The organism is Martinezella rhizogenes, from assembly GCF_000799715.1.
In the GTDB taxonomy this organism is placed as follows: Bacteria; Pseudomonadota; Alphaproteobacteria; order Rhizobiales; family Rhizobiaceae; genus Rhizobium; species Rhizobium rhizogenes_C.
This window is the reverse complement of record NZ_JUHG01000001.1, coordinates 76,145-96,187: the sequence shown is the minus strand read 5'-3', so window position 1 is coordinate 96,187 and position 20,043 is coordinate 76,145. Positions and strand designations below refer to the sequence as shown.

Annotated in this window: 17 protein-coding genes; 15 read left to right on the top strand and 2 right to left on the bottom strand. The window is 61.2% G+C overall.

Annotated features, from left to right (window positions below; genetic code table 11):
• The first annotated feature begins 7 nt into the window (after positions 1-7).
• The 6 genes from EX00_RS00440 (at position 8) to EX00_RS00415 (ending at position 7,625) form a co-directional block, all read left to right on the top strand.
• Positions 8-1,381: an aspartate aminotransferase family protein gene (locus tag EX00_RS00440; RefSeq protein ID WP_047453037.1), complete on the top strand. Its 1,374-nt coding sequence runs from the start codon at positions 8-10 to the stop codon at positions 1,379-1,381.
• Between the two features lie 292 nt (positions 1,382-1,673).
• Positions 1,674-2,390, top strand: a complete 717-nt coding sequence (locus EX00_RS00435; RefSeq protein WP_047453035.1) for an HAD-IA family hydrolase — start codon at positions 1,674-1,676, stop codon at positions 2,388-2,390.
• Positions 2,391-2,461: 71 nt separating this feature from the next.
• Complete coding sequence (locus EX00_RS00430) at positions 2,462-4,072, top strand: ABC transporter substrate-binding protein (protein ID WP_047453033.1); 1,611 nt, start codon at positions 2,462-2,464, stop codon at positions 4,070-4,072.
• Between the two features lie 96 nt (positions 4,073-4,168).
• Positions 4,169-5,119, top strand: a complete 951-nt coding sequence (locus EX00_RS00425) for an ABC transporter permease (RefSeq protein WP_047453032.1) — start codon at positions 4,169-4,171, stop codon at positions 5,117-5,119.
• A gap of 2 nt (positions 5,120-5,121) precedes the next feature.
• Positions 5,122-5,964: an ABC transporter permease gene (locus EX00_RS00420; RefSeq protein WP_047453031.1), complete on the top strand. Its 843-nt coding sequence runs from the start codon at positions 5,122-5,124 to the stop codon at positions 5,962-5,964.
• Positions 5,964-7,625: an ABC transporter ATP-binding protein gene (locus EX00_RS00415; protein ID WP_047453030.1), complete on the top strand. Its 1,662-nt coding sequence runs from the start codon at positions 5,964-5,966 to the stop codon at positions 7,623-7,625. The genes EX00_RS00420 and EX00_RS00415 overlap by 1 nt, the downstream gene beginning before the upstream one ends.
• Positions 7,626-7,658: 33 nt before the next feature.
• Here the strand turns inward: EX00_RS00415 and EX00_RS00410 are convergent, their stop codons facing one another.
• On the bottom strand, positions 7,659-8,135 hold the full coding sequence (locus tag EX00_RS00410; protein ID WP_007697831.1) for an Lrp/AsnC family transcriptional regulator: 477 nt from the start codon (positions 8,133-8,135) through the stop codon (positions 7,659-7,661).
• Positions 8,136-8,384: 249 nt separating this feature from the next.
• On the opposite strand from EX00_RS00410, the gene EX00_RS00405 reads away from it, so the two are divergent.
• The 4 genes from EX00_RS00405 to EX00_RS00390 all read left to right on the top strand — a co-directional run bounded on the left by EX00_RS00405 (position 8,385) and on the right by EX00_RS00390 (position 12,407).
• On the top strand, positions 8,385-9,710 hold the full coding sequence (locus EX00_RS00405) for an NAD(P)/FAD-dependent oxidoreductase (protein WP_047453028.1): 1,326 nt from the start codon (positions 8,385-8,387) through the stop codon (positions 9,708-9,710).
• A 160-nt stretch (positions 9,711-9,870) separates the two neighbouring features.
• Positions 9,871-10,935 (top strand): FecCD family ABC transporter permease, encoded by a 1,065-nt coding sequence (locus tag EX00_RS00400; protein WP_047453026.1) that lies wholly within the window; start codon positions 9,871-9,873, stop codon positions 10,933-10,935.
• Positions 10,929-11,681, top strand: coding sequence for an ABC transporter ATP-binding protein (locus EX00_RS00395; RefSeq protein ID WP_047453024.1), 753 nt, complete (start codon positions 10,929-10,931; stop codon positions 11,679-11,681). The genes EX00_RS00400 and EX00_RS00395 overlap by 7 nt, the downstream gene beginning before the upstream one ends.
• A 111-nt stretch (positions 11,682-11,792) precedes the next feature.
• Positions 11,793-12,407 (top strand): O-methyltransferase, encoded by a 615-nt coding sequence (locus EX00_RS00390; protein WP_047453022.1) that lies wholly within the window; start codon positions 11,793-11,795, stop codon positions 12,405-12,407.
• A gap of 26 nt (positions 12,408-12,433) precedes the next feature.
• Here the strand turns inward: EX00_RS00390 and EX00_RS00385 are convergent, their stop codons facing one another.
• Positions 12,434-13,471 carry a LacI family DNA-binding transcriptional regulator gene (locus EX00_RS00385; RefSeq protein WP_047453019.1) on the bottom strand — a complete coding sequence of 346 codons (1,038 nt, stop codon included), beginning with the start codon at positions 13,469-13,471 and terminating at the stop codon, positions 12,434-12,436.
• A gap of 140 nt (positions 13,472-13,611) precedes the next feature.
• Here EX00_RS00385 and EX00_RS00380 point away from each other — a divergent pair, with 140 nt between their 5' ends.
• The 5 genes from EX00_RS00380 to EX00_RS00360 all read left to right on the top strand — a co-directional run bounded on the left by EX00_RS00380 (position 13,612) and on the right by EX00_RS00360 (position 20,013).
• Positions 13,612-15,927 (top strand): alpha-L-rhamnosidase, encoded by a 2,316-nt coding sequence (locus EX00_RS00380; protein ID WP_047453017.1) that lies wholly within the window; start codon positions 13,612-13,614, stop codon positions 15,925-15,927.
• A gap of 45 nt (positions 15,928-15,972) precedes the next feature.
• Positions 15,973-17,256, top strand: coding sequence for an ABC transporter substrate-binding protein (locus tag EX00_RS00375; RefSeq protein WP_047453015.1), 1,284 nt, complete (start codon positions 15,973-15,975; stop codon positions 17,254-17,256).
• 66 nt (positions 17,257-17,322) lie between these two features.
• Positions 17,323-18,201, top strand: a complete 879-nt coding sequence (locus EX00_RS00370; RefSeq protein WP_047453014.1) for a carbohydrate ABC transporter permease — start codon at positions 17,323-17,325, stop codon at positions 18,199-18,201.
• Positions 18,198-19,025 carry a carbohydrate ABC transporter permease gene (locus EX00_RS00365; protein ID WP_047453013.1) on the top strand — a complete coding sequence of 276 codons (828 nt, stop codon included), beginning with the start codon at positions 18,198-18,200 and terminating at the stop codon, positions 19,023-19,025. Before EX00_RS00370 ends, EX00_RS00365 begins: the two co-directional genes overlap by 4 nt.
• Positions 19,026-19,029: 4 nt before the next feature.
• Positions 19,030-20,013 (top strand): ABC transporter ATP-binding protein, encoded by a 984-nt coding sequence (locus tag EX00_RS00360; RefSeq protein WP_047453012.1) that lies wholly within the window; start codon positions 19,030-19,032, stop codon positions 20,011-20,013.
• The last annotated feature ends 30 nt before the right edge of the window (positions 20,014-20,043 follow it).

The window sequence follows — 20,043 nt, the reverse complement described above, 5'->3', positions numbered from 1 at the left end:
AGACATTATGCTGAGCAATTCCCTCGTCGAACTCGATCGTGCCCACCTCATTCACCCAGTCGCCTCCTATCGCGGCCATGAGCAGGCCGGCGTCCGCGTGCTGAAATCCGCCAAAGGCGCAACCGTCACCGATGCCTCTGGCCACCAGATGCTTGACGGCTTTGCCGGCCTCTGGTGCGTCAATGCGGGGTACGGCCATGAAAGCATTGTCGAGGCCGCTGCCCGCCAGATGCGCGAACTACCCTATGCCACCGGCTATTTCAGCCTTGGTTCCGAACCGGCCATCCGGCTTGCGGCCGAACTCGCCGAGCGGACGCCCGGCGATCTCAACCATGTCTACTTTACGCTTGGCGGTTCCGACGCCGTTGACAGCACGGTTCGCTTCATCCGCTACTACTATCATTCACTGGGCACGCCGGCGAAGGACCAGTTCATCTCGCTGGAGCAGGGCTATCACGGCTCATCCACCGTCGGCGCGGGCCTGACGGCGCTTCCGGTCTTCCATGCCGGCTTCGGCATGCCGCTCGACTGGCAGCACAAGATTCCGACACATTACGCCTATCGCAACCCCGTCGGCACCGATCCGCAGGCGATCATCGCCGCTTCGGTCAAGGCGCTGCGCGCCAAGGTCGAGGAGATCGGTGCCGAGCGCGTGGCCGCTTTCTATGTCGAGCCGATCCAGGGCTCGGGCGGCGTGCTGGTTCCGCCGTCCGGCTGGATGAAGGCGATGCGCGACGTCTGTACCGAACTCGATATTCTGTTCGTTGCCGACGAGGTCATCACCGGCTTTGGTCGCACCGGTCCGCTGTTTGCCTGTTCGGACGAAGGCATCGTCCCCGACCTGATGACGACCGCCAAGGGCCTGACCTCCGGCTATGTGCCGATGGGTGCCGTTTTCCTGTCGGAAAAGGTCTACCAGACGATTGCCGATGGCGCCGGCGCGGCCGCGATCGGCCACGGCTATACCTATTCCGCCCATCCCGTCAGCGCCGCGGTCGGCCTCGAGGTGCTGCGCCTTTATGAGAACGGCCTGTTGGAAAACGGCGTCAAGGCGGGTGCGCGGCTGATGGCCGGTCTTCAATCGCTCTCTTCGCATCCGCTGGTCGGCGACGTGCGCGGGCGCGGCATGCTTGCCGCGATCGAACTGGTGGTCGACAAGGAGCGCAAGACGCCGCTGCCGGCTGCTGCCGACCCGTCCCGACGGATCTTCGATCGTGCCTGGAACAATGGGCTCGTCATCCGCGCCTTTGGCAACGGCGTTCTCGGCTATGCGCCGCCGCTTTGCTGCACCGATGCGGAAATCGACGCGATCGTCGAACGCACCGCCAAGACGCTCGACCAGACGCTGGAAGACCCGGATGTTCGCGCGGCGCTCGTCTGAACGCACGTGGGACATTTCCTCATCGGCCGGCGTGCTTCACATCGGCCGTTGGACGGGATGAGCGAAATACCGCTTTGCGGCCATATTCGCAATTTTGTGCCGCCACGGCTCTTCCATTCAGAGAATCCGGCGAGCCTTAACTGCGAAACTGAAATGGCTGAAGGTACCCAAAGCCCGAAAAACCGGGATTTTCGGGAGATACAAGAAAATCCTCGGCAGTATGGGAACAGCATTTTCTTCTGCATTCAGCCGAGGCGACCGGAATTGGTCGCATTCCATCGAGGACAGACACTTGGTAAAGAGCTTAGCGGATTTTAAATATTTCACCTTCGACGTCGTCGGAACCCTGATCGATTTCGAAGGCGGCATCAAGGATTGTCTCGCCGCAATCGCCAAGGAAACAAGTGTTTCCGTGGACGGCGAAGAAGCGCTCGCGCTTTATCGCGCTGAACGCTATTCCGGCGACGCCGGATTATTTCCCGACGATTTGGTTCGCGTCTATCTCGCCATCGCCCCGAAGCTCGGTCTGCCGGCAGAGCAGATATATGGCGAACGCTTGCGCGATTCCTGCAGAGACTGGAAGGGCTTTCCCGATAGCGCCGAAGCCCTCAAGCGCCTGTCCAAGCGCTACAAGCTGATCGCCATGACCAATGCCCGCCGCTGGGCGTTCGAGCATTTCTCCCGGGAACTCGGCAACCCGTTTTATGCCGCATTCACCGCCGACGATACCGGCACGGAAAAGCCCGATCCAGCCTTCTTCGAGCAGGTCTTCGCCTCTGTCGGCAAGGAAGGCGCTTCGAAGGACGACATCCTGCATGTCGCACAGAGCCAGTATCACGATATCGGCATTTCGCGGCAGCTCGGCTTGACCAATTGCTGGATCCAGCGCCGCCACGCCCAGAACGGCTATGGCGGCACGATCGAGCCCAAGGAGTTCACCAAGCCCGACTACCATTTCACCTCCATGGCAGGGCTCGCCGACACGGTGGAGGCAATCAAGGCCGCCTGAACGACATCCAAGTATTGATCCCGCAGGAAAAGACGGGACGTCAAATCGACCTTAACAACAAGGGGAACGCAATGAACGACAAGATCACGAACTGGACCAGCGCAGACGATGCCATGGTCGAAAATGCCATTCGCCGTGGCGCCACCCGCCGCGATCTTTTGCAGATGCTGCTCGCCGGCGGTGTTGCGGCCGTTGCAGGCGGCGCGATCTTCGGTCGCGCTTCCGCAGCCTTCGCAGCGACCCCGGTCTCCGGCGGCGCGCTGAAAGCGGCCGGCTGGTCGTCGTCGACCGCCGACACGCTCGATCCGGCCAAGGCGTCGCTGTCGACGGACTATGTCCGCTGCTGCGCCTTCTACAATCGCCTCTCCTTCCTCGACAAGGCCGGCGTCACGCAGATGGAACTCGCCGAAAGTATCGAAAGCGCCGATGCCAAGGTCTGGACCGTCAAACTGCGCAAGGGCGTGACCTTCCATAACGGCAAGAGCCTTTCCTCGGCCGACGTCGTCTATTCCTTGAACCGCCATCTCGACCCGGCTGTCGGCTCGAAGGTCAATGCAATCGCCAAGCAGATGACAGGTATCAAGGCCGTCGATCCGCTGACCGTCGAGATCACCCTTGCCAATCCGAATGCCGATTTGCCGACGATCCTGGCCATGCATCATTTCATGATCCTTGCCGACGGTACGACCGATTTCAGCAAGGCCAATGGCACGGGTGCCTTCGTCTGCGAAGTCTTCGAACCGGGCGTTCGTTCCGTCGCCACCAAGAACAAGAACTACTGGAAGCAGGGTGGTCCGCACCTCGACTCCTTCGAGTTCTTCGCGATTTCGGACGATTCGGCGCGCGTCAACGCGCTGCTGTCCGGCGACATCCAGCTCGCGGCCTCCATCAACCCGCGCTCCATGCGCCTTCTGGACGGCCAGCCGCGCGTGGCACTGTCGAAGACCACCTCCGGCAACTACACCGACCTCAACATGCGTCTGGACATGAGCCCCGGCAATACCAAGGACTTCGTGACCGGCGTCAAGTACCTGCTGAACCGCGAGATCATCCAGAAGTCGGCATTGCGCGGCCTTGCCGAAATCGGCAACGACCAGCCGGTGCCGCCGTCCAACATCTATCACAATGCCGATCTGAAGCCGAAGGCCTACGATCCGGACAAGGCCAAGTTCCATCTCCAGAAGTCGGGTCTGTTCGGCCAGTCCGTTCCGGTCGTTGCCTCCGACGCCGCCACCTCGTCCATCGACATGGCAATGGTGCTCCAGCAGGCCGGCGCGGAAATCGGCATGAAGTTCGATGTCCAGCGCGTGCCGTCCGACGGCTACTGGTCGAACTACTGGCTGAAAGCGCCGATGCATTTCGGCAATATCAACCCGCGTCCGACGCCGGACATTCTCTTCTCGCTGCTCTATTCTTCCGACGCTCCCTGGAACGAAAGCCAGTTCAAGTCCGGGAAGTTCGACAGCATGATGCTGGAAGCGCGCGGCTCTCTCGACCAGGCCAAGCGCAAGGCGATCTACGGCGACATGCAGGTAATGATCGCCGAAGATGCAGGCACCGCCATCCCGGCCTATATTTCCAACGTCGACGCGATCTCCTCGAAGCTGCACGGGCTGGAACCAAGCCCGCTCGGCGGCATGATGGGCTATGCCTTCGCGGAATATGTCTGGCTTGACGCTTGATCCCTACCTTCGTGCCCGACCAGTGGTGTCTCGACGCCACTTGTCGGGTACATTGCCGTATGCTCGGCACATCCGTTCTCACGATGGGGATCTGATATGAACCGCCACGTTCTTTCTCTCGTGCTCGGCCGTGTGATCGTGGCCTTGATCACGCTGCTCATCGTGTCCTTCACGGTGTTTGCCGCGACCGAAATGCTGCCGGGCGACGTCGCCCAGATCTTGCTGGGCCAAGCCGCAACGCCCGAGGCGGTCGCGGGCCTGCGCGCCGCGATGCATCTCAACGATCCGGCAATCCTGCGTTTCGTGCGCTGGCTCGCCGGCCTTGCCACCGGTGATCTCGGCACTTCCTACGCCAACAACATGCCGATCGCGAACCTAATCGGCTCCCGGCTCGGAAACTCGCTGAAGCTTGCAGCCGCCACCGCGTTGTTTTCCGTGCCGATCGCGCTCACGCTCGGCATTACCGCGGCCATGCTGCGCGGCTCGCTCTTTGATCGCATCGTCACGGTGATCTCGATCGGCGTCATCTCCGTGCCCGAATTCATGGTCGCGACCTCAGCCGTGCTGATTTTCGCCGTCTACCTGAAATGGCTGCCGGCACTTGCCTTCGCCAACGAGATCCACTCCTTCTCACAGATGCTGCGCGTCTTCGCGATGCCGGTCATAACGTTGAGCTTCGTCATCTCCGCACAGATGATCCGCATGACCCGCGCGGCCGTTATCGAGACGCTGAACACGCCCTACGTGGAAATGGCCTTGCTCAAAGGCGCCTCGCGACGACGCATGGTGCTGAAGCATGCGCTTCCGAACGCGCTCGGGCCGATCGTCAACGCGGTGGCGCTTTCGCTCTCCTACCTGCTTGGCGGCGTGATCATCGTCGAAACCATCTTCAACTATCCAGGCATCGCCAAGCTGATGGTGGACGCCGTCGCCACCCGCGACCTGCCGCTGATCCAGACCTGCGCGATGATTTTCTGTCTGGTCTATCTGCTCCTGATCACCATCGCCGACATTATCGCCATCATGTCCAATCCGAGGCTGCGCTGACCATGGCCCTTACCGCGTTCACTCCCCGCAAGCTCGGCTTCCGCTTTAATGTCATCGGCATGATCGGCCTTGGCGTCATTCTCGCCTGGGCGCTTATCGCCATCTTCGCGCCGCTGCTGATCCCCTATCCGATCGGCGATATCGTCGACTTCGACTATTTCGGGCCGATCTCGACGAAGTTCTGGCTGGGCACCGACTATCTCGGCCGGGACATTTTCTCCCGCATCCTGATGGGCGCGCGCTATACCGTCGGCATCTCGCTTGCGGCCGTCTGTATCTCCTGTTTCACCGGCGTCGCGCTCGGCATGATCGCGGCGGTGACCGGCGGCTGGTTCGACAGCGTGCTCAGCCGCTTTCTCGATGCGCTGAACTCCATCCCGAGCAAGCTGTTCGGCCTCGTGGTCGTGGCCGGTGTCGGATCCTCGATCCCGGTGCTGATCATGACGCTCGCCGTCATCTACACGCCGGGGGCTTACCGCTTCTCGCGGGCGCTCGCGGTCAACATCAACACCATGGATTTCATCACAGTCGCCCGCGCTCGTGGCGAAGGCGCGCTTTACCTCATCCGCTCCGAAATCCTGCCCAATATCCTCGGGCCTGTCATGGCCGACCTCGGCTTGCGCTTCGTTTTCATCGTGCTGCTCCTGTCGGGCCTCTCCTTCCTCGGCCTCGGCGTCCAGCCGCCGAACGCGGACTGGGGCGCGCTGGTGCGTGAAAACATCGGCGGCCTGCCCTTCGGCGCGCCGGCGGTGATCTTCCCGAGCATCGCGATCGCCAGCCTGACGATCAGCGTCAACCTGCTGATCGACAACCTGCCCCAGAAAATCCGAGACCGGAGCAATTGATGGCCAAGCTCGTCGAAATTCGCGACCTGAAGGTCGAGGCCAAAACCGATTCCGGCCGCGTGGTCGAGATCATCCGTGGCGTCAGCTTCGATATCGAAGACGGCGAGATCGTCGCCCTGATCGGCGAAAGCGGTTCGGGCAAGACGACAATCGCGCTCACCCTGATGGGTCACGCGCGGCCGGGATGCCGGATCAGTGGTGGCGAGGTCCTGATTGCCGGCAAGGACATGGCAAGCCTGCCGGAAAAGGCGAGAGCTCGCATTCGCGGCACCGAAGTCGCCTATATCCCGCAAAGTGCAGCGGCCGCCTTCAACCCGGCACAAACCATCATGGAGCAGGTGATCGAAATCACCCGCATTCATGATCTCATGCCCGCAGAAGAGGCAAAAGTGCGTGCCGTCGAGCTCTTCAAGGCGCTGAGCCTGCCGAATCCGGAGACGATCGGTTCGCGCTACCCGCACCAGGTGTCCGGCGGTCAGCTACAGCGCCTTTCGGCTGCGATGGCACTGATCGGCGATCCGAAGCTGGTGATCTTCGACGAGCCGACGACCGCGCTCGACGTGACGACGCAGATCGAGGTTCTCCGGGCCTTCAAATCGGTGATGAAAAAGGGCGGCATTGCTGGCGTCTACGTGTCGCACGACCTCGCGGTCGTAGCCCAGGTGGCCGACCGTATTGTCGTCCTGAAGGGCGGAGAGATCCAGGAGATCGGCAAAACCGAACAGATCCTTACGGCCCCCTCCCATCCCTATACGCGCCAGTTGCTCGGCGCTTTCGAACCCAAGCTCTACGCCTCCCCCGCACCGACCGGGTCCCATAAGACCCCAGCCCTCCTCGAGGTTACTAACATCGTGGCGGGCTATGGGCAGATCCAGCCGGATGGCCTGCCTCTGGCAACGGCCCTCAAATCGGTGAGCCTCAGGCTCGAAGCGGGCCGCAATCTCGGCGTTATCGGCGAGTCCGGCTGCGGAAAATCGACGCTCGCCCGCGCCATTGCTGGGATCTTGCCGCCAGTTTCCGGCGATATCATCTTTGACGGCAAGCAGCTTGCCGCCGATGCCCGCCAGCGCCAGCGCGAAGAGCTGCGCAAGCTGCAGATCGTCTTCCAATTCGCCGATACGGCCCTCAACCCGGCCAAGTCCATCGGCGAGATTCTCGGACGGCCCCTCTCCTTCTATCGCAATCTCGGCGGCAAGCAGCGCGAGGCGCGGATCGACCAGCTCCTCGACATGGTTCATCTGCCAAGAGCCACCAAGCACCGCCGCCCTCCGGAACTGTCCGGCGGTCAGAAGCAGCGCATCAACCTTGCCCGCGCGCTTGCGGCCGAGCCGAAGCTCATTCTGTGCGACGAAATCACCTCGGCCCTCGACACGGTCGTTGCCGCCGCCATCATCGATCTTCTCAAGGAACTACAGCGAGAGCTCAGCCTCTCCTACGTTTTCATCAGTCATGATCTGTCGACCGTGCAGGCGATCTGCGACGAGATCATCGTCATGTATGGCGGAGAGAAGATCGAACAACTCGCATCCGCCGATCTCGCCGGCGGGGCCAAGCATCCCTATTCCAAGCTGCTCTTCTCCTCCGTGCCGAAGCTCGACACAGGCTGGCTGGACGGCCTGGAACAGGATCCCGAGCTGATGCGGGCTTTCGCGAAACGCTGACGGGCGTTTCGCATATCGTAGTAAGGAAAAACCTCAGACCGGGAACAGGCTGGTCAGTGGCATATGCGCCTTGACGATTGGCGATTTCAGCACGACGAAGCTGAAATATTTGTCGATGCCGATCTCCATATCGATCAGCCGTTCCATCGTCGTCTGGTACTCGGCAATGCCGGCGGTGACGAACTTCACCAGATAGTCGTAGCCGCCCGAAACGAGATGACATTCCACGACCGAATCCACCTTTTCGACCGCCGCGAGAAACCGCGCGAAATCGATCTGACGATGGTTCTTGAGCGTGACTTCGGTGAAGACGGTGAGCGTCTGCCCGAGCTTGGCGATGTTGATCTGGGCCGAATAGCCGGCGATATAGCCTTCCGACTGCAGCTTCTTCACCCGCATCAGACAGGGGCTGGGCGAGAGATTGACGAGTTCGGCCAACTCGACATTGGTGATGCGGCCGTTCTTCTGCAATTCATAGAGAATCTTGATGTCGATCCGATCGAGCTTCATCGGCGCACTCCAGTTTGCCTGTAGCGGCACGCCGCCTGCGAAATAATCTTTGGCATTTTATGCGGAACGCCCGGCTTAGCAAGCGGAATCGAATTCAATTATCTCGATATAATTACGCAATATCCATATCTTAGCACAAGTATTCGTGAGCGATACATGCGACCAAAGGAAATGCTGTCTGGTGGCGATCTGCAGCATTTGCGTGGCGAAAGCTCGGCTAGAATGCTGGCCTGAAACCCGGAGAAAGCCATGCCCGCCCCCCTTCTGCACATCGAAACCACACCTGTTCTGCCCGAGGAGGCGGATGCGGTCGTGATCGGCGGTGGTATCGTCGGCGTCTTTGCGGCCTATTATCTGGCACGGCGCGGCCTGAAAGTCGCCCTTATCGAAAAGGGCCGGATCGGTGCCGAACAATCCAGCCGGAACTGGGGATGGTGCCGACAGCAGAACAGGGACGCCAGAGAGCTGCCGATCTCCACCAAGAGCCTGGCCCTTTGGGAGGATTTCGGCAAGGACAGCGGCGAGGATACCGGCTTTCGCCGCTGCGGCCTGCTCTATCTGAGCAATGACGACGCGGAACTTGCCGGCTGGGCACGCTGGGGCGATTTTGCCAGAGGCGTCGGCGTCACCACCCATATGCTCGATGGCAAAAAGGCAAGCGAATTCGGAGTGGCGACCGGTCAGCGATGGAGAGGCGGGGTCTTCTCGCCAACGGACGGTACCGCCGATCCATCACGCGCAGCCCCCGTGGTGGCCCGCGCCATCATGGCGCTCGGCGGCAGTGTCCATCAGATGTGTGCCGCCCGCGGCCTGGAGGTCGAAGGCGGCTGTGTCAGTGGGGTCATTACCGAAGCCGGCACGATCCGCACCCGAACCGTTGTGATGGCCGGCGGCGCCTGGGCGTCGTCCTTTTGCCGGCAACTCGGCATCCGCTTCCCACAAGCCGCGATCCGCTCCTCGATCCTCTCGGTCGGCCCCGGTGCCAAAGGCTTGCCGGCAGCGCTGCATACCGCCGCAGTCTCCGCCACGCGCAGGAGGGACGGCGGCTATACGCTTGCCATCAGCGGTCGCGCCCGCGTCGATCCGACCTTGCAGCAGCTCCGTTTCGCGCGCCATTTCGTGCCAATGTTCATCAAGCGTCGCCGTAGCCTCGCGCCCGGTGGGTTTGAAGGCATGAGGGGCGGCCATGAGAGCCTGTCACGCTGGCGGCTCGATCGGCCGACGCCGATGGAGCGCAACCGCATTCTTGATCCCCGTCCGGATCGCCAACAGATCGAAGCGACCCTGGAGCGGGCGCGAGCTCTGCTCCCGGCGCTTGCCCAAACGCCAGTCACGGCCACCTGGGCCGGCTATATCGACAGCACACCCGACGGCGTTCCGGCGATCGGCGAAGTGCCGAGCCTGCCCGGGCTGATTCTGGCGGCAGGCTTCAGTGGCCACGGATTCGGGATCGGCCCTGGAGCTGGTCATCTTATCGCCGACCTTGTCACGGGCGCAGAGCCGATCGTCGATCCGAAACCCTACTATCCGGACCGACTGAACGGCTCGGTCTGGGGCAAGGTTGCCGATTTCTGATCGCACACTCGATCATCGCCAGAATGAACTTGACTGCTTTACTCATAAAAGCATAGACGGTCTCAGTTTTCGTCGAGCGATCGCTCGTGCCTGGTGCCGGTAATTTGGTCGATCTCGGCCGGGAGCCGGCTTCTCGTATTTTGCCGAAGGACAAGCCGTCATGTCCGTTGGGACGTTTCAAGCAATCGTGACCGGAGGCGAGCAATATCGCTCCCGCGTCTTCCGCCGCCTCGTCATCCTGGCGCTCCTCGGCCTCGCCCTCTGTATGAGCATCGCCCTCGACATGGCGCTTGGGCCGGCAAATTATACCCTGCGGCAGGTTCTATCCGCGATCTTCGATCCTGCCAGCGCCGCCATTCAATTGCGTGTCGTCATTTGGGATATCCGCATGCCGATTGCGCTGATGGCGGTCGTCGTCGGCGCGTCGCTATCAGTCGCCGGCGCCGAGATGCAGACGATCCTCGCCAATCCTCTGGCAAGCCCGTTCACGCTCGGCATTTCGGCGGCGGCAAGCTTCGGCGCAGCCCTCGCCCTTGTCGGCGGCGTCGCGCTCTATCCCGGAGCGGTTGCTTATATGGTGCCGATCAACGCCTTCATCATGGCGATGGCGGCCGCAATGTTCATCCACTTCGCCTCGACCATGCGCGGAGTGAGCGTCGAGACGATCGTCCTGCTTGGCATCGCCCTGGTGTTCACCTTCAATGCAGCTCTGTCGCTGCTCGAATATCTGGCCTCGGAGCAAGCGCTTTCGGCAATCGTCTTCTGGACGATGGGAAGCTTCACCAAGGCGACCTGGCCCAAGGTAGCCATCATCGCCGGCATGCTAGTCGTCATCGTGCCACTGTTCATGCGGGACGCATGGGCGCTGACAGCGCTTCGCCTCGGCGAAGACAAGGCCGCGAGCATGGGTGTCAATGTACGCGCGCTGCGCCTGAGGACGATGATGCTCGTCAGCCTGCTCGCTGCAATCCCCGTATCCTTCGTCGGCACGATCGGCTTCGTCGGCCTCGTCGGCCCGCACATGGCCCGCATGATCGTCGGCGAGGATCAGCGCTTCTTCCTGCCAGCTTCGATCGTCTGCGGCGCCCTTCTGCTGTCGGCAACCTCGGTCCTTAGCAAGATCATCATCCCCGGCGCGATCCTGCCCATCGGAGTGATCACCGCGCTGGTCGGTGTTCCCTTCTTCTTCATCCTGATCTTCGGCAGCAGGAGGCGCTCATGGTAGCCTTGGCACTCGATAACCTCGGAGCCTCCTACGGGAAGGCGAAAGTACTTTCCGATGTGACCTTGAGCGACCTCAAGGGCGGCAGCGTCACTGCGATCATTGGCCCGAACGCTGCCGGCAAGTCGACGCTGTTCAAGCGCATCGCCGGCCTGATCAAGGGGCCGGGACTGGTTGAGCTGTCCGGTGCGGCACGGGGTTCGCGCTCGATCTGCTACATGCCGCAGGACACCGGCGCCAATGCCGTCCTGACCGTCTACGAATCGGTCCTGCTTTCGGCAAAGCAAGGCAGCGGCTGGCGGGTCGCCGACGACGAGCTTGCGGAGATCGATGCCATCCTGAAGGCATTGCACATCGAAGACCTGGCCTTTCGTGGCCTCGGCGAGCTTTCCGGCGGGCAGCGCCAGCTCGTCTCGCTCGCACAGGCGCTCATTCGCCGGCCGGAAATCCTGTTGATGGACGAACCGACCTCGGCGCTCGACCTTCACCGGCAAATCGAAGTCCTGGGCTTCATTACCGATCTCGCCAAGCGGGACGGCATGATCGTCCTGATCGCGCTCCACGATCTCAACCATGCGCTCCGCTACTGCGAAAACACCATCGTGATCGCGCAGGGCAAAATGGCAGCCAGCGGTGCGACACCTGAGGTCATCACCACCGGAATGCTGCGCGATATCTACAAGATCGATGCCCGCGTCGAGACATGTTCCCGCGGCAGCCCCATGGTGATCGTCGACGGAGCGATTTGATCGATCACGTTAGAGTGACGCGAACCGAACCGGCTGCCAGGTAGCCTCGACGACCACAGAATTCGCTCCTATCGTGCGCGCTGCAGGCTGCGGCTGGATGGAGGATTGGATATGGACGACAAAATACTGGCGGTGCTCGATGAATATCACGAGCTGATCCGGGAAGAGCAGAGCAAGCCGCGCGACATGCCACCGGGCGGCCGCGACGGCGGCCAGGATCGCCGGATGCGCGCCGTCGGACCGGAAACCGGCCGCCTGCTCAACATCATCGCCAAGAGCCTGAAGGCGCCGAACATCCTCGAACTCGGCACCTCCTTCGGCTATTCCGGCATCTGGTTGGCGGAAGCCGCTCGCGCAACCGGCGGACGACTGATCACGATGGAATTGCATGATTACAAGTCCGGCTATGCCCACGACAAGGCGACGAAGGCCGGACTTGCCAACCATATCGACTTCAAGGTCGGTGATGCCGTGGAGATGATCTCCGAACTGGCGGTCGGCGTCGATTTCGTACTGGTTGATCTCTGGAAGGATCTCTACGTGCCCTGCCTGGAGGCCTTCTACCCCAAGCTCAATCCGGGCGCGATCATCATCGCCGATAACATGATCCGCCCCGGAAACGAGGATGTGCAGGCCTATGGCCGGGCCATCCGCGCCAAGGCCGGAATCACGAGCGTACTGCTGCCAGTCGGCTCCGGGATCGAGGTCAGCCGCTACGCACCATGATCCTGGGATCGGGGACACCCGCGACCTCATCCCATCAGGCTTCGCCTGGTCACCAGCGACGGCGTCTGCAGGATGTGCATCGCCTCGTGGCGACCTTCAATACGCGACAAGAGTGTCCGGGTGGCTGTCTGGCCAAGCTCCCGGCCGGATTGGTCAATGCTGGCGAGATTGACGAGGCCGAGTGCGGCGATGGATGAATTGTCGTAGCCCACGACCGCCAGATCCTCCGGCACGCGCACGCCCATTTCCACCGCCATGCTTATCACCACGATGGCATCGATATCGCTCCAGCAGAAAATGGCGCGTGGCCTGTCACTGCGTGCCAGGAACTTGCGGATGGTCTCCTCGCGCCTGGGGGATTCGATTGGAATATTGGTGATCGGCGCCGAGGAGCCGAAGCCGGCACGCTGCATGGCGCGCCGGTAGCCTATTTCACGCTGTCGGACGACGGAAACCTTATGACCCTCGCGTGCCAGCTGGCTTATCATCTCGATGTCGCGATAGCCGCATTCCAGAAGCGATTCGACGGCAATCTCCGCCCCCCGCTGATCGTCGGCGTTGATCGTATCGAAACCATCCGCCGTCGGATCATGATAGCCGACGGTGACGATTGGAATCTGCGCGGCAAATTTCGCAATGATCTCGGACGGCAAGCGGGGCGCGACGAGGATAAGGCCGTCCATCTTGTAGTCGATCATCGATTCGATCAGCGACGTCTCCAGCTGCATCCGGGCTTCGCCGACGCCGATCATGGCCTGATAGTGCGAAGGCGCCAGGACGGCATTGACGCCAGCGATGACCTCCGGAAGAAACGGGTTGCGGATATCGACGAGGAGCAGCCCAATCGTGAAGGTTCGTCCGCGCAACCCTCGCGCCGCCCGTGATGGACGATACCCCAATTCCTCGATCGACACGGTTACCCTGGCGCGAAGATTGTCGCTGACGCCATAGGCATTGCGCATCACCTTGGAGACGGCGGCGACCGACACGCCCGCATGTGCCGCGACCGTTCGGATCGTCACCCGATCGGCCCGTTCCGGCGGTTTTCTACTATCGACTGACATCAAATTCCCAGACTGAAGCCGCGAGTCGCACGACGCGCGTGTTCCTCACCATGACAGAACGGTTGGAAATTTTCTATTGCACATCGGCAAAAAATGTAGAACGTTATACGGAGAACGTTCTACACAAATGGGAGGATTTGATGAACTTTCAGCCATCCGCCATTCGAGGCAGCAGGGTTTCGCGCAACTGGGCGGGCGAGATGATCGCGCCGCTGTCGGACCAAGGTCAGGGTACGGCTGCAAGCTTCATCGCCAAGACCTTCAATCTCGACGGACCGTTCGGACCGATCGAGCTTTTCGTCTCGGCGCTCGGCCTTTATCGCTGCTTCATCAATGGCAAGCGCGTCGGCGACGACCTACTGACGCCGGGCTGGACCAATTATGACGATCGCATTGCCTATCAGCGCTACGACGTGTCTAACCTCCTGAAATCCGGCGAGAACCGCATCGAGATCTGGCTTGCCGACGGATGGTATCGCTCGCCGCTGATGTGGAAGGCCGTACCCAATTGCTGGGGCGACAGGACGGCGGCGATCGTGGACCTGATCGGTCCGGCCGGCGTCGTTCTTTCCACGGACACGAGCTGGCGAAGCGGTCTGCTGCCGATCCAACAATCCGGCATCTATTTTGGCGAGATCTACGATGCTCGTGAGGAAGCGCTTTCCGAGACCCACGCGACGGAGAAGCTGTCCTTCGACAAGACGCTGCTGGTCGCCCATGAAACCGCGCCGGTGAAAGAGTTGCAGCCGATCGCTCCGATCGAAAGCTGGAGCGATGCAGAGGGCCGGACGATCCATGACTTTGGCCAGAATGTCGGCGGCTACGTGCGATACACGGTTCGCGGCACGGCCGGCGCGGAGGTGCAAGTCGAGCATTCCGAGGTTCTGGGGCCTGACCGCTATTTCGACAACCGCAATTACCGAACCGCCCCGGCGCACACGATCTACACGCTGCGCGGCGGCGGCGATGAAACCTACGCGCCGCATTTCACCTTCCAGGGCTTTCGCTATGCCCGGGTAGCGATCAAGGGCGACGCGGAAATCGTCGCGATCTCCTCGGTTCCGATCTCCTCGGTCCCCATCCTTGCCGGCGGCTTCGCCTCGGGCAATGCGCTCGTCAACCGGCTTGTCCAGAACACCATCTGGTCGCAACGCGCCAACTTCATCGAGGTGCCGACCGATTGCCCGCAGCGCGACGAGCGCCTCGGCTGGACCGGCGACGCCCAGGTATTTGCCGCAACGGCATGCTGGCTGACGGACAGCCAGTCCTTCCTCAGAAAATATCTGCGCGATGTCATGGCCGATCAACGCCCGGATGGAGCGGTTTCTCATTTTTCGCCGGATCCGACGCGCCTGCATCCGGAGCACTTTCCGGGCTTTGCCGGCTCGACCGGCTGGGGCGATGCGATCGTCGTCATCCCCTGGGTGCTCTACACTCATTATGCCGACCGCGAGATTCTCTCGGAGTGCCTGGATGCCATGGTGCGCTGGGTCGATTTCGTCTGGTCGATCTCGGACGGCCCAATCGTGAGACCACCGTCCCACTGGGGCGACCGCGGCTTTACCTTCGGCGACTGGCTGCAACCGATCGGCGACAATCGCAAGCCCCGCCCGACCATCGGTGACGATTGCGCGGCAACACTTTACCACTTCATTTCGAGCGACCTTCTGGCGAAGATCGCAGCCGTCGTTGGCGATCACGGGCTCGAGGAGCGCATGAAGACGCGCGCCAAAAAGATCAGGGAAGCCTTCGCGCACGAATTCATCACTCCATCCGGACGTCTCGCGCATAACGACCAGACGTCCTATGCGCTGGCATTTCTCTACGATCTGATCCCCGCCGAGCACCAGGATGCAGCCAAGCGGCATTTCCGGCAGGTGGTCATCGACGCCGATTACAAGATCGGAACTGGCTTCATCGGCACGCCCGCCCTGCTGCCGGCCCTGACGAAGCTCGGCCTGGATGATCTCGCCGAGAAGGTCTTCCTTCAACAGGAGGTCCCCGGCTGGCTCTATCAGGTCGCGCAGGGCGCAACGACGATCTGGGAGCGCTGGGACGCGCTGGCGCCCGACGGCACCATCTACGACCCGGACATGAACAGCTACAATCACTATGCCTATGGCGCCGTCTGCCAATGGCTGTTCGAAAGCGTCGCCGGCATTTCGCCGAGCCCACGCGCACCGGGGTTTGCCGAAGTCATCATCGATCCGGCGCCTATCCCGTCGCTCTCGCCCGTTACCGCCCATCATGACGTGCCTCAGGGTCGCATCGAAGCCGCGTGGGAGCTGAGCGGCGACAAGGTGACCTATCGGCTGACATTGCCGAAAGGGTGCGTCGGACGGTTCCGACCGGGGCGTCGACACCAGAACCCGTCGGTCGATGGAAAGCCAGTCGTTGGGGAGACGACTGTCGATCCGGGAACGCATGAGATCGTCTTCACGCTTCCCACGCGGTGAAATTGCATAATCGTTCAATGTCTATTCGTTCGGAGGAGGAGCGTCATGACAAAGCGTATTGGAGTCATTTTTGCGACCGCGTCGGCGCTTGCCGCATTGATCGCGGCCGGCCCGTCGCAGGCGGAAACTAAACTCTCATTTCTGATCGACAACAGCCCCGACACGGTCGCGGCCGCCGACGCGCTGGTGACGGCCTATGAGAAGAAGGCCCCCGACGTCTCGATCGACATCGAACAGCGGCCGGGCGGCGGCGAGGGAGATAACATCATCAAGACGCGCCTTGCAACGGGCGAGATGTCCGATGTATTCCTCTACAATTCCGGCTCGCTGATGCAGGCCATCAAGCCCGCGCAGACATTGGTCGATCTGAGCAGCCTGCCGTCGCAAGCGAACGTGAATGAGAGCTTCAAGGCGGTCGTGCGTGCCGACGGCAAGGTCTATGGCGTTCCTTTCGGCACAGCCCAGGGCGGCGGTATCTTCTATAACAGGAAGATCTATCAGGAACTCGGCCTATCCGTTCCCAAAACCTGGGCCGAGTTCATGGCCAACAACGCCAAGGTGAAGGCGGCCGGTAAGGTGGCTGTCGCGCAGACCTATCGCGATACCTGGACCTCGCAACTCTTCGTTCTGGCGGACTATTACAGCCTCAACGCCGCTGTACCGAATTTCGCGGAGGACTACACGAACAACAAGATCAAATACGCCACGACACCCGCAGCAATGAAAGGTTTCGAGCACCTGAAGGAAATCCACGACGCCGGTCTGATGAATGACGATTTCGGCGCCGCCAGCTACGATGATGGGCTCCGGATGGTGGCGACAGGCGAAGCCGCGCATTATCCGATGCTGACCTTCGCGATCGGCGCCCTCAAGCAGGATTATTCCGACAATCTCGATGACGTCGGCTTTTTTGCCCAGCCGGGAGACGATCCGTCAAAGAATGGCCTGACGATCTGGATGCCGGCGGCGCTCTATATTCCCACCGGCAGCAAGCATATCGACGAGGCCAAGAAATTCGCGGACTTCGTCGGAAGCGTCGAGGGCTGCAAGATCATGATGGCCACCAACACCGTTCAGGGGCCTTCTCTCATCGATGGTTGCCCCCTGCCCGCCGACGTGCCGCCTTCGGTCAGGGACATGCTTCCCTATTTCGAAACGAAAGGCATGACGACGCCGGCATTGGAGTTCTCCTCACCAATCAAGGGGCCGTCGCTGGAGCAGATTACCGTCGAAGTCGGCTCCGGCATCCGTCAGCCGGCCGACGCCGCCGCGCTCTATGACGACGATGTGCGCAAGCAGGCAAAGCAGCTCGGCATTCCCAACTGGTAGCGCGTCTTTCGGGACAATCGACCTCGCCCTTCGCTGGCGGGGTTCCACCCGATCGAAGAGGGAGCCATGACTGAGACACGCCCGCGCTCGCACAAATCGCCCTACCCGCTGTGGTTCTTCATCCCGGCCGCCATCATCTATGGCGTGCTGTTTCTGGCCCCCACGGTCTCGTCCCTGTGGTTCAGCCTGACGCGCTGGGATCTCGTAACGGCGGAATTCATTGGCCTGGAGAACTTCCGGCAGTTCTTTTCCGAGCCGTTCCTCGTCCAGGGGCTCGTGAACACGCTGCTCTATGCCGTGACGACATCGGGGCTGAAAACCGTCTGCGGCCTTCTGCTGGCCGTGCTGCTGACAGGCAATATCTTCGCGCGCGGTTTTCTGCGCACGCTGGTCTTCTTCCCCGTTCTGGTCTCGACCATCGGCATCGGCATTACCTTCACGGTGATGATGCATCCCACCAGGGGCATCATAAATGTCGCGCTTGAAACGCTTGGCATCCCCGGACCCGGATGGCTCACCAATCCGGCGCTGGCTCTCTTTTCCGTGGCGCTCGTCGACCTGTGGAAGGGCGTGGGTCTGGCGACCCTGATCTTCATCGCCGGTCTCGCCGCGATCAGTCCCGACTACTACGAGGCGGCCCGTATCGACGGGGCCACGCGGTTCCAGCAATTTCGGCGCATCACACTGCCGCTGGTGCGCCCGGCCACGGTCACGGTCGTCACTCTGTCCCTGATCGGCGGCCTCAGATCCTTTGACCTCATATGGTCGATGACCCGCGGCGGCCCCGGCTTTTCGTCCGACGTCATCGCCTCGGTCATCTACAAGCAATACCAAGCCGGTTTCTACGGCCTGTCGACCGCCGGCAACGTCATCCTGTTTGCGCTGATTGCCGTCATCATCCTGCCCCTCACCCTATGGTTCAACCGGCGCGAGGTCGAAGAATGAGAAAGATACGGCCTTACATCGTCGGGCTGCTTTCGTTGGCTGTCGCCATGGTGATCTTCGTGCTGCCCTTCGTCTTCGTCCTGCTGCAAGCGGCAAAATCGAAATCCGAGGCTTCCCGGCTGAGTTTCGGTCTGCCGGAACATTGGCTGCTCTGGGACAATCTGGTCGCGGTGTTCAAGGCGCGTGATTATCAGCTCCTTCTCGCCTATTTCAATTCGACGCTGATCACCGTCGTCTCCGTGACGATCCTGATCCTGCTGTCGGCGATGGTTGGCTACGTGATGCAGCGGCGAAAAACCCATTGGAATACAGTTGCTTCTGTCGCTCTGTTCATGGGTTTGATGATGCCGCCCGCAGTGGTGCCGACCATCGGGCTGCTGCAGGAGCTTGGCCTGTTCAAGACCATCAGCGGAATGATCCTCATTCAGGTTGCCTACAACCTCTCCTTCTCGACCCTTCTTTTCAGGTCGTTCATTGCGACAATCCCCCGCGATCTAGATGAAGCCGCGCGGATCGACGGCGCCAAGCCATGGCAGATCTTCTTTCGGGTCATCCTGCCGCTCCTGAAGCCGGTGACGGTCACCAACATCGTCGTGCAGTCGATCGCGATCTTCAACGACTTCACCAACCCGCTCTATTACTTGCCGGGCAAGGAGAACGTCACCGTGCAGCTCACGCTCTATAATTTCCAGAGCATGTATACGAGCCAGTACAACCTGCTCTTCATGAACATCCTTCTGGTCACGATCCCTCCCCTGACCGTCTTCATCTTCTTCAACAAGCAGATCGTGGCGGGCATGACGGCCGGCGCCGTGAAAGGTTAGCAGAATGGCTGAACTCACTCTGAAACAGGTCCGCAAGAGTTTTGGTGCGCTCGAAGTCATCAAGGGGATCGATCTCGAGGTGCGCTCCGGTGAATTCGTCGTCTTCGTTGGACCATCCGGCTGCGGTAAGTCGACCTTGCTGCGCATCATCGCCGGGCTGGAGGAATCGACCTCGGGCACGCTTACCATCGGCGGCAAGGATGTCACCCATGCCGAACCTTTCGAACGTGGCATCGCCATGGTGTTCCAGAGCTACGCACTCTATCCACATATGACCGTCGCGGAGAATATCGGCTTCGGGCTATCGCTCGCCCGCCGCCCGAAAGCGGAGATCGAGGCTAAGGTGCGCGCGGCCGCCGACACGCTCCAGCTCTCTCAATTGCTAGATCGCAAGCCGAAGCAGCTCTCCGGCGGCCAGCGGCAGCGCGTCGCCATCGGCCGCGCCATCGTGCGCGACCTCAAGGTCTTCCTGTTCGATGAACCGCTCTCCAATCTCGATGCATCGCTCAGAGCCCAGATGCGGCTGGAGATATCGGAACTTCATGCCCGCCTGAAGACGACGATGATCTACGTCACCCATGATCAGGTCGAAGCCATGACCATGGCCGACAAGATTGTCGTCTTGAAGGGCGGCGCGATCGAACAGGTCGGCAGTCCGATGGAGCTCTATCGCCACCCGGCCACCCCGTTCGTCGCCGGCTTCATCGGCAGCCCCAGAATGAACCTCTACAGCGGCGAGATCGCCGAACGTTTCGGATGCCAGACTTACGGGATCCGGCCCGAGCATATCAAATTGTCGGAAACCGATGGCCGGTGGCAGGGCAAGGTCCGCCATGTCGAACGCCTCGGCGCCGAAGCGATCATCCATCTCGATATCACCGATATGGGGGAGATGGTCGTACGCGCGGAAGGCGAGACACCGTTCGCGCCGGGCTCCATGGTCTGGGCCAATCCGGTCGAAGGTGCCGCGCACAGGTTCACGACCTAAGTCACCGTCAATGCAAGCCTCACCCGCCGC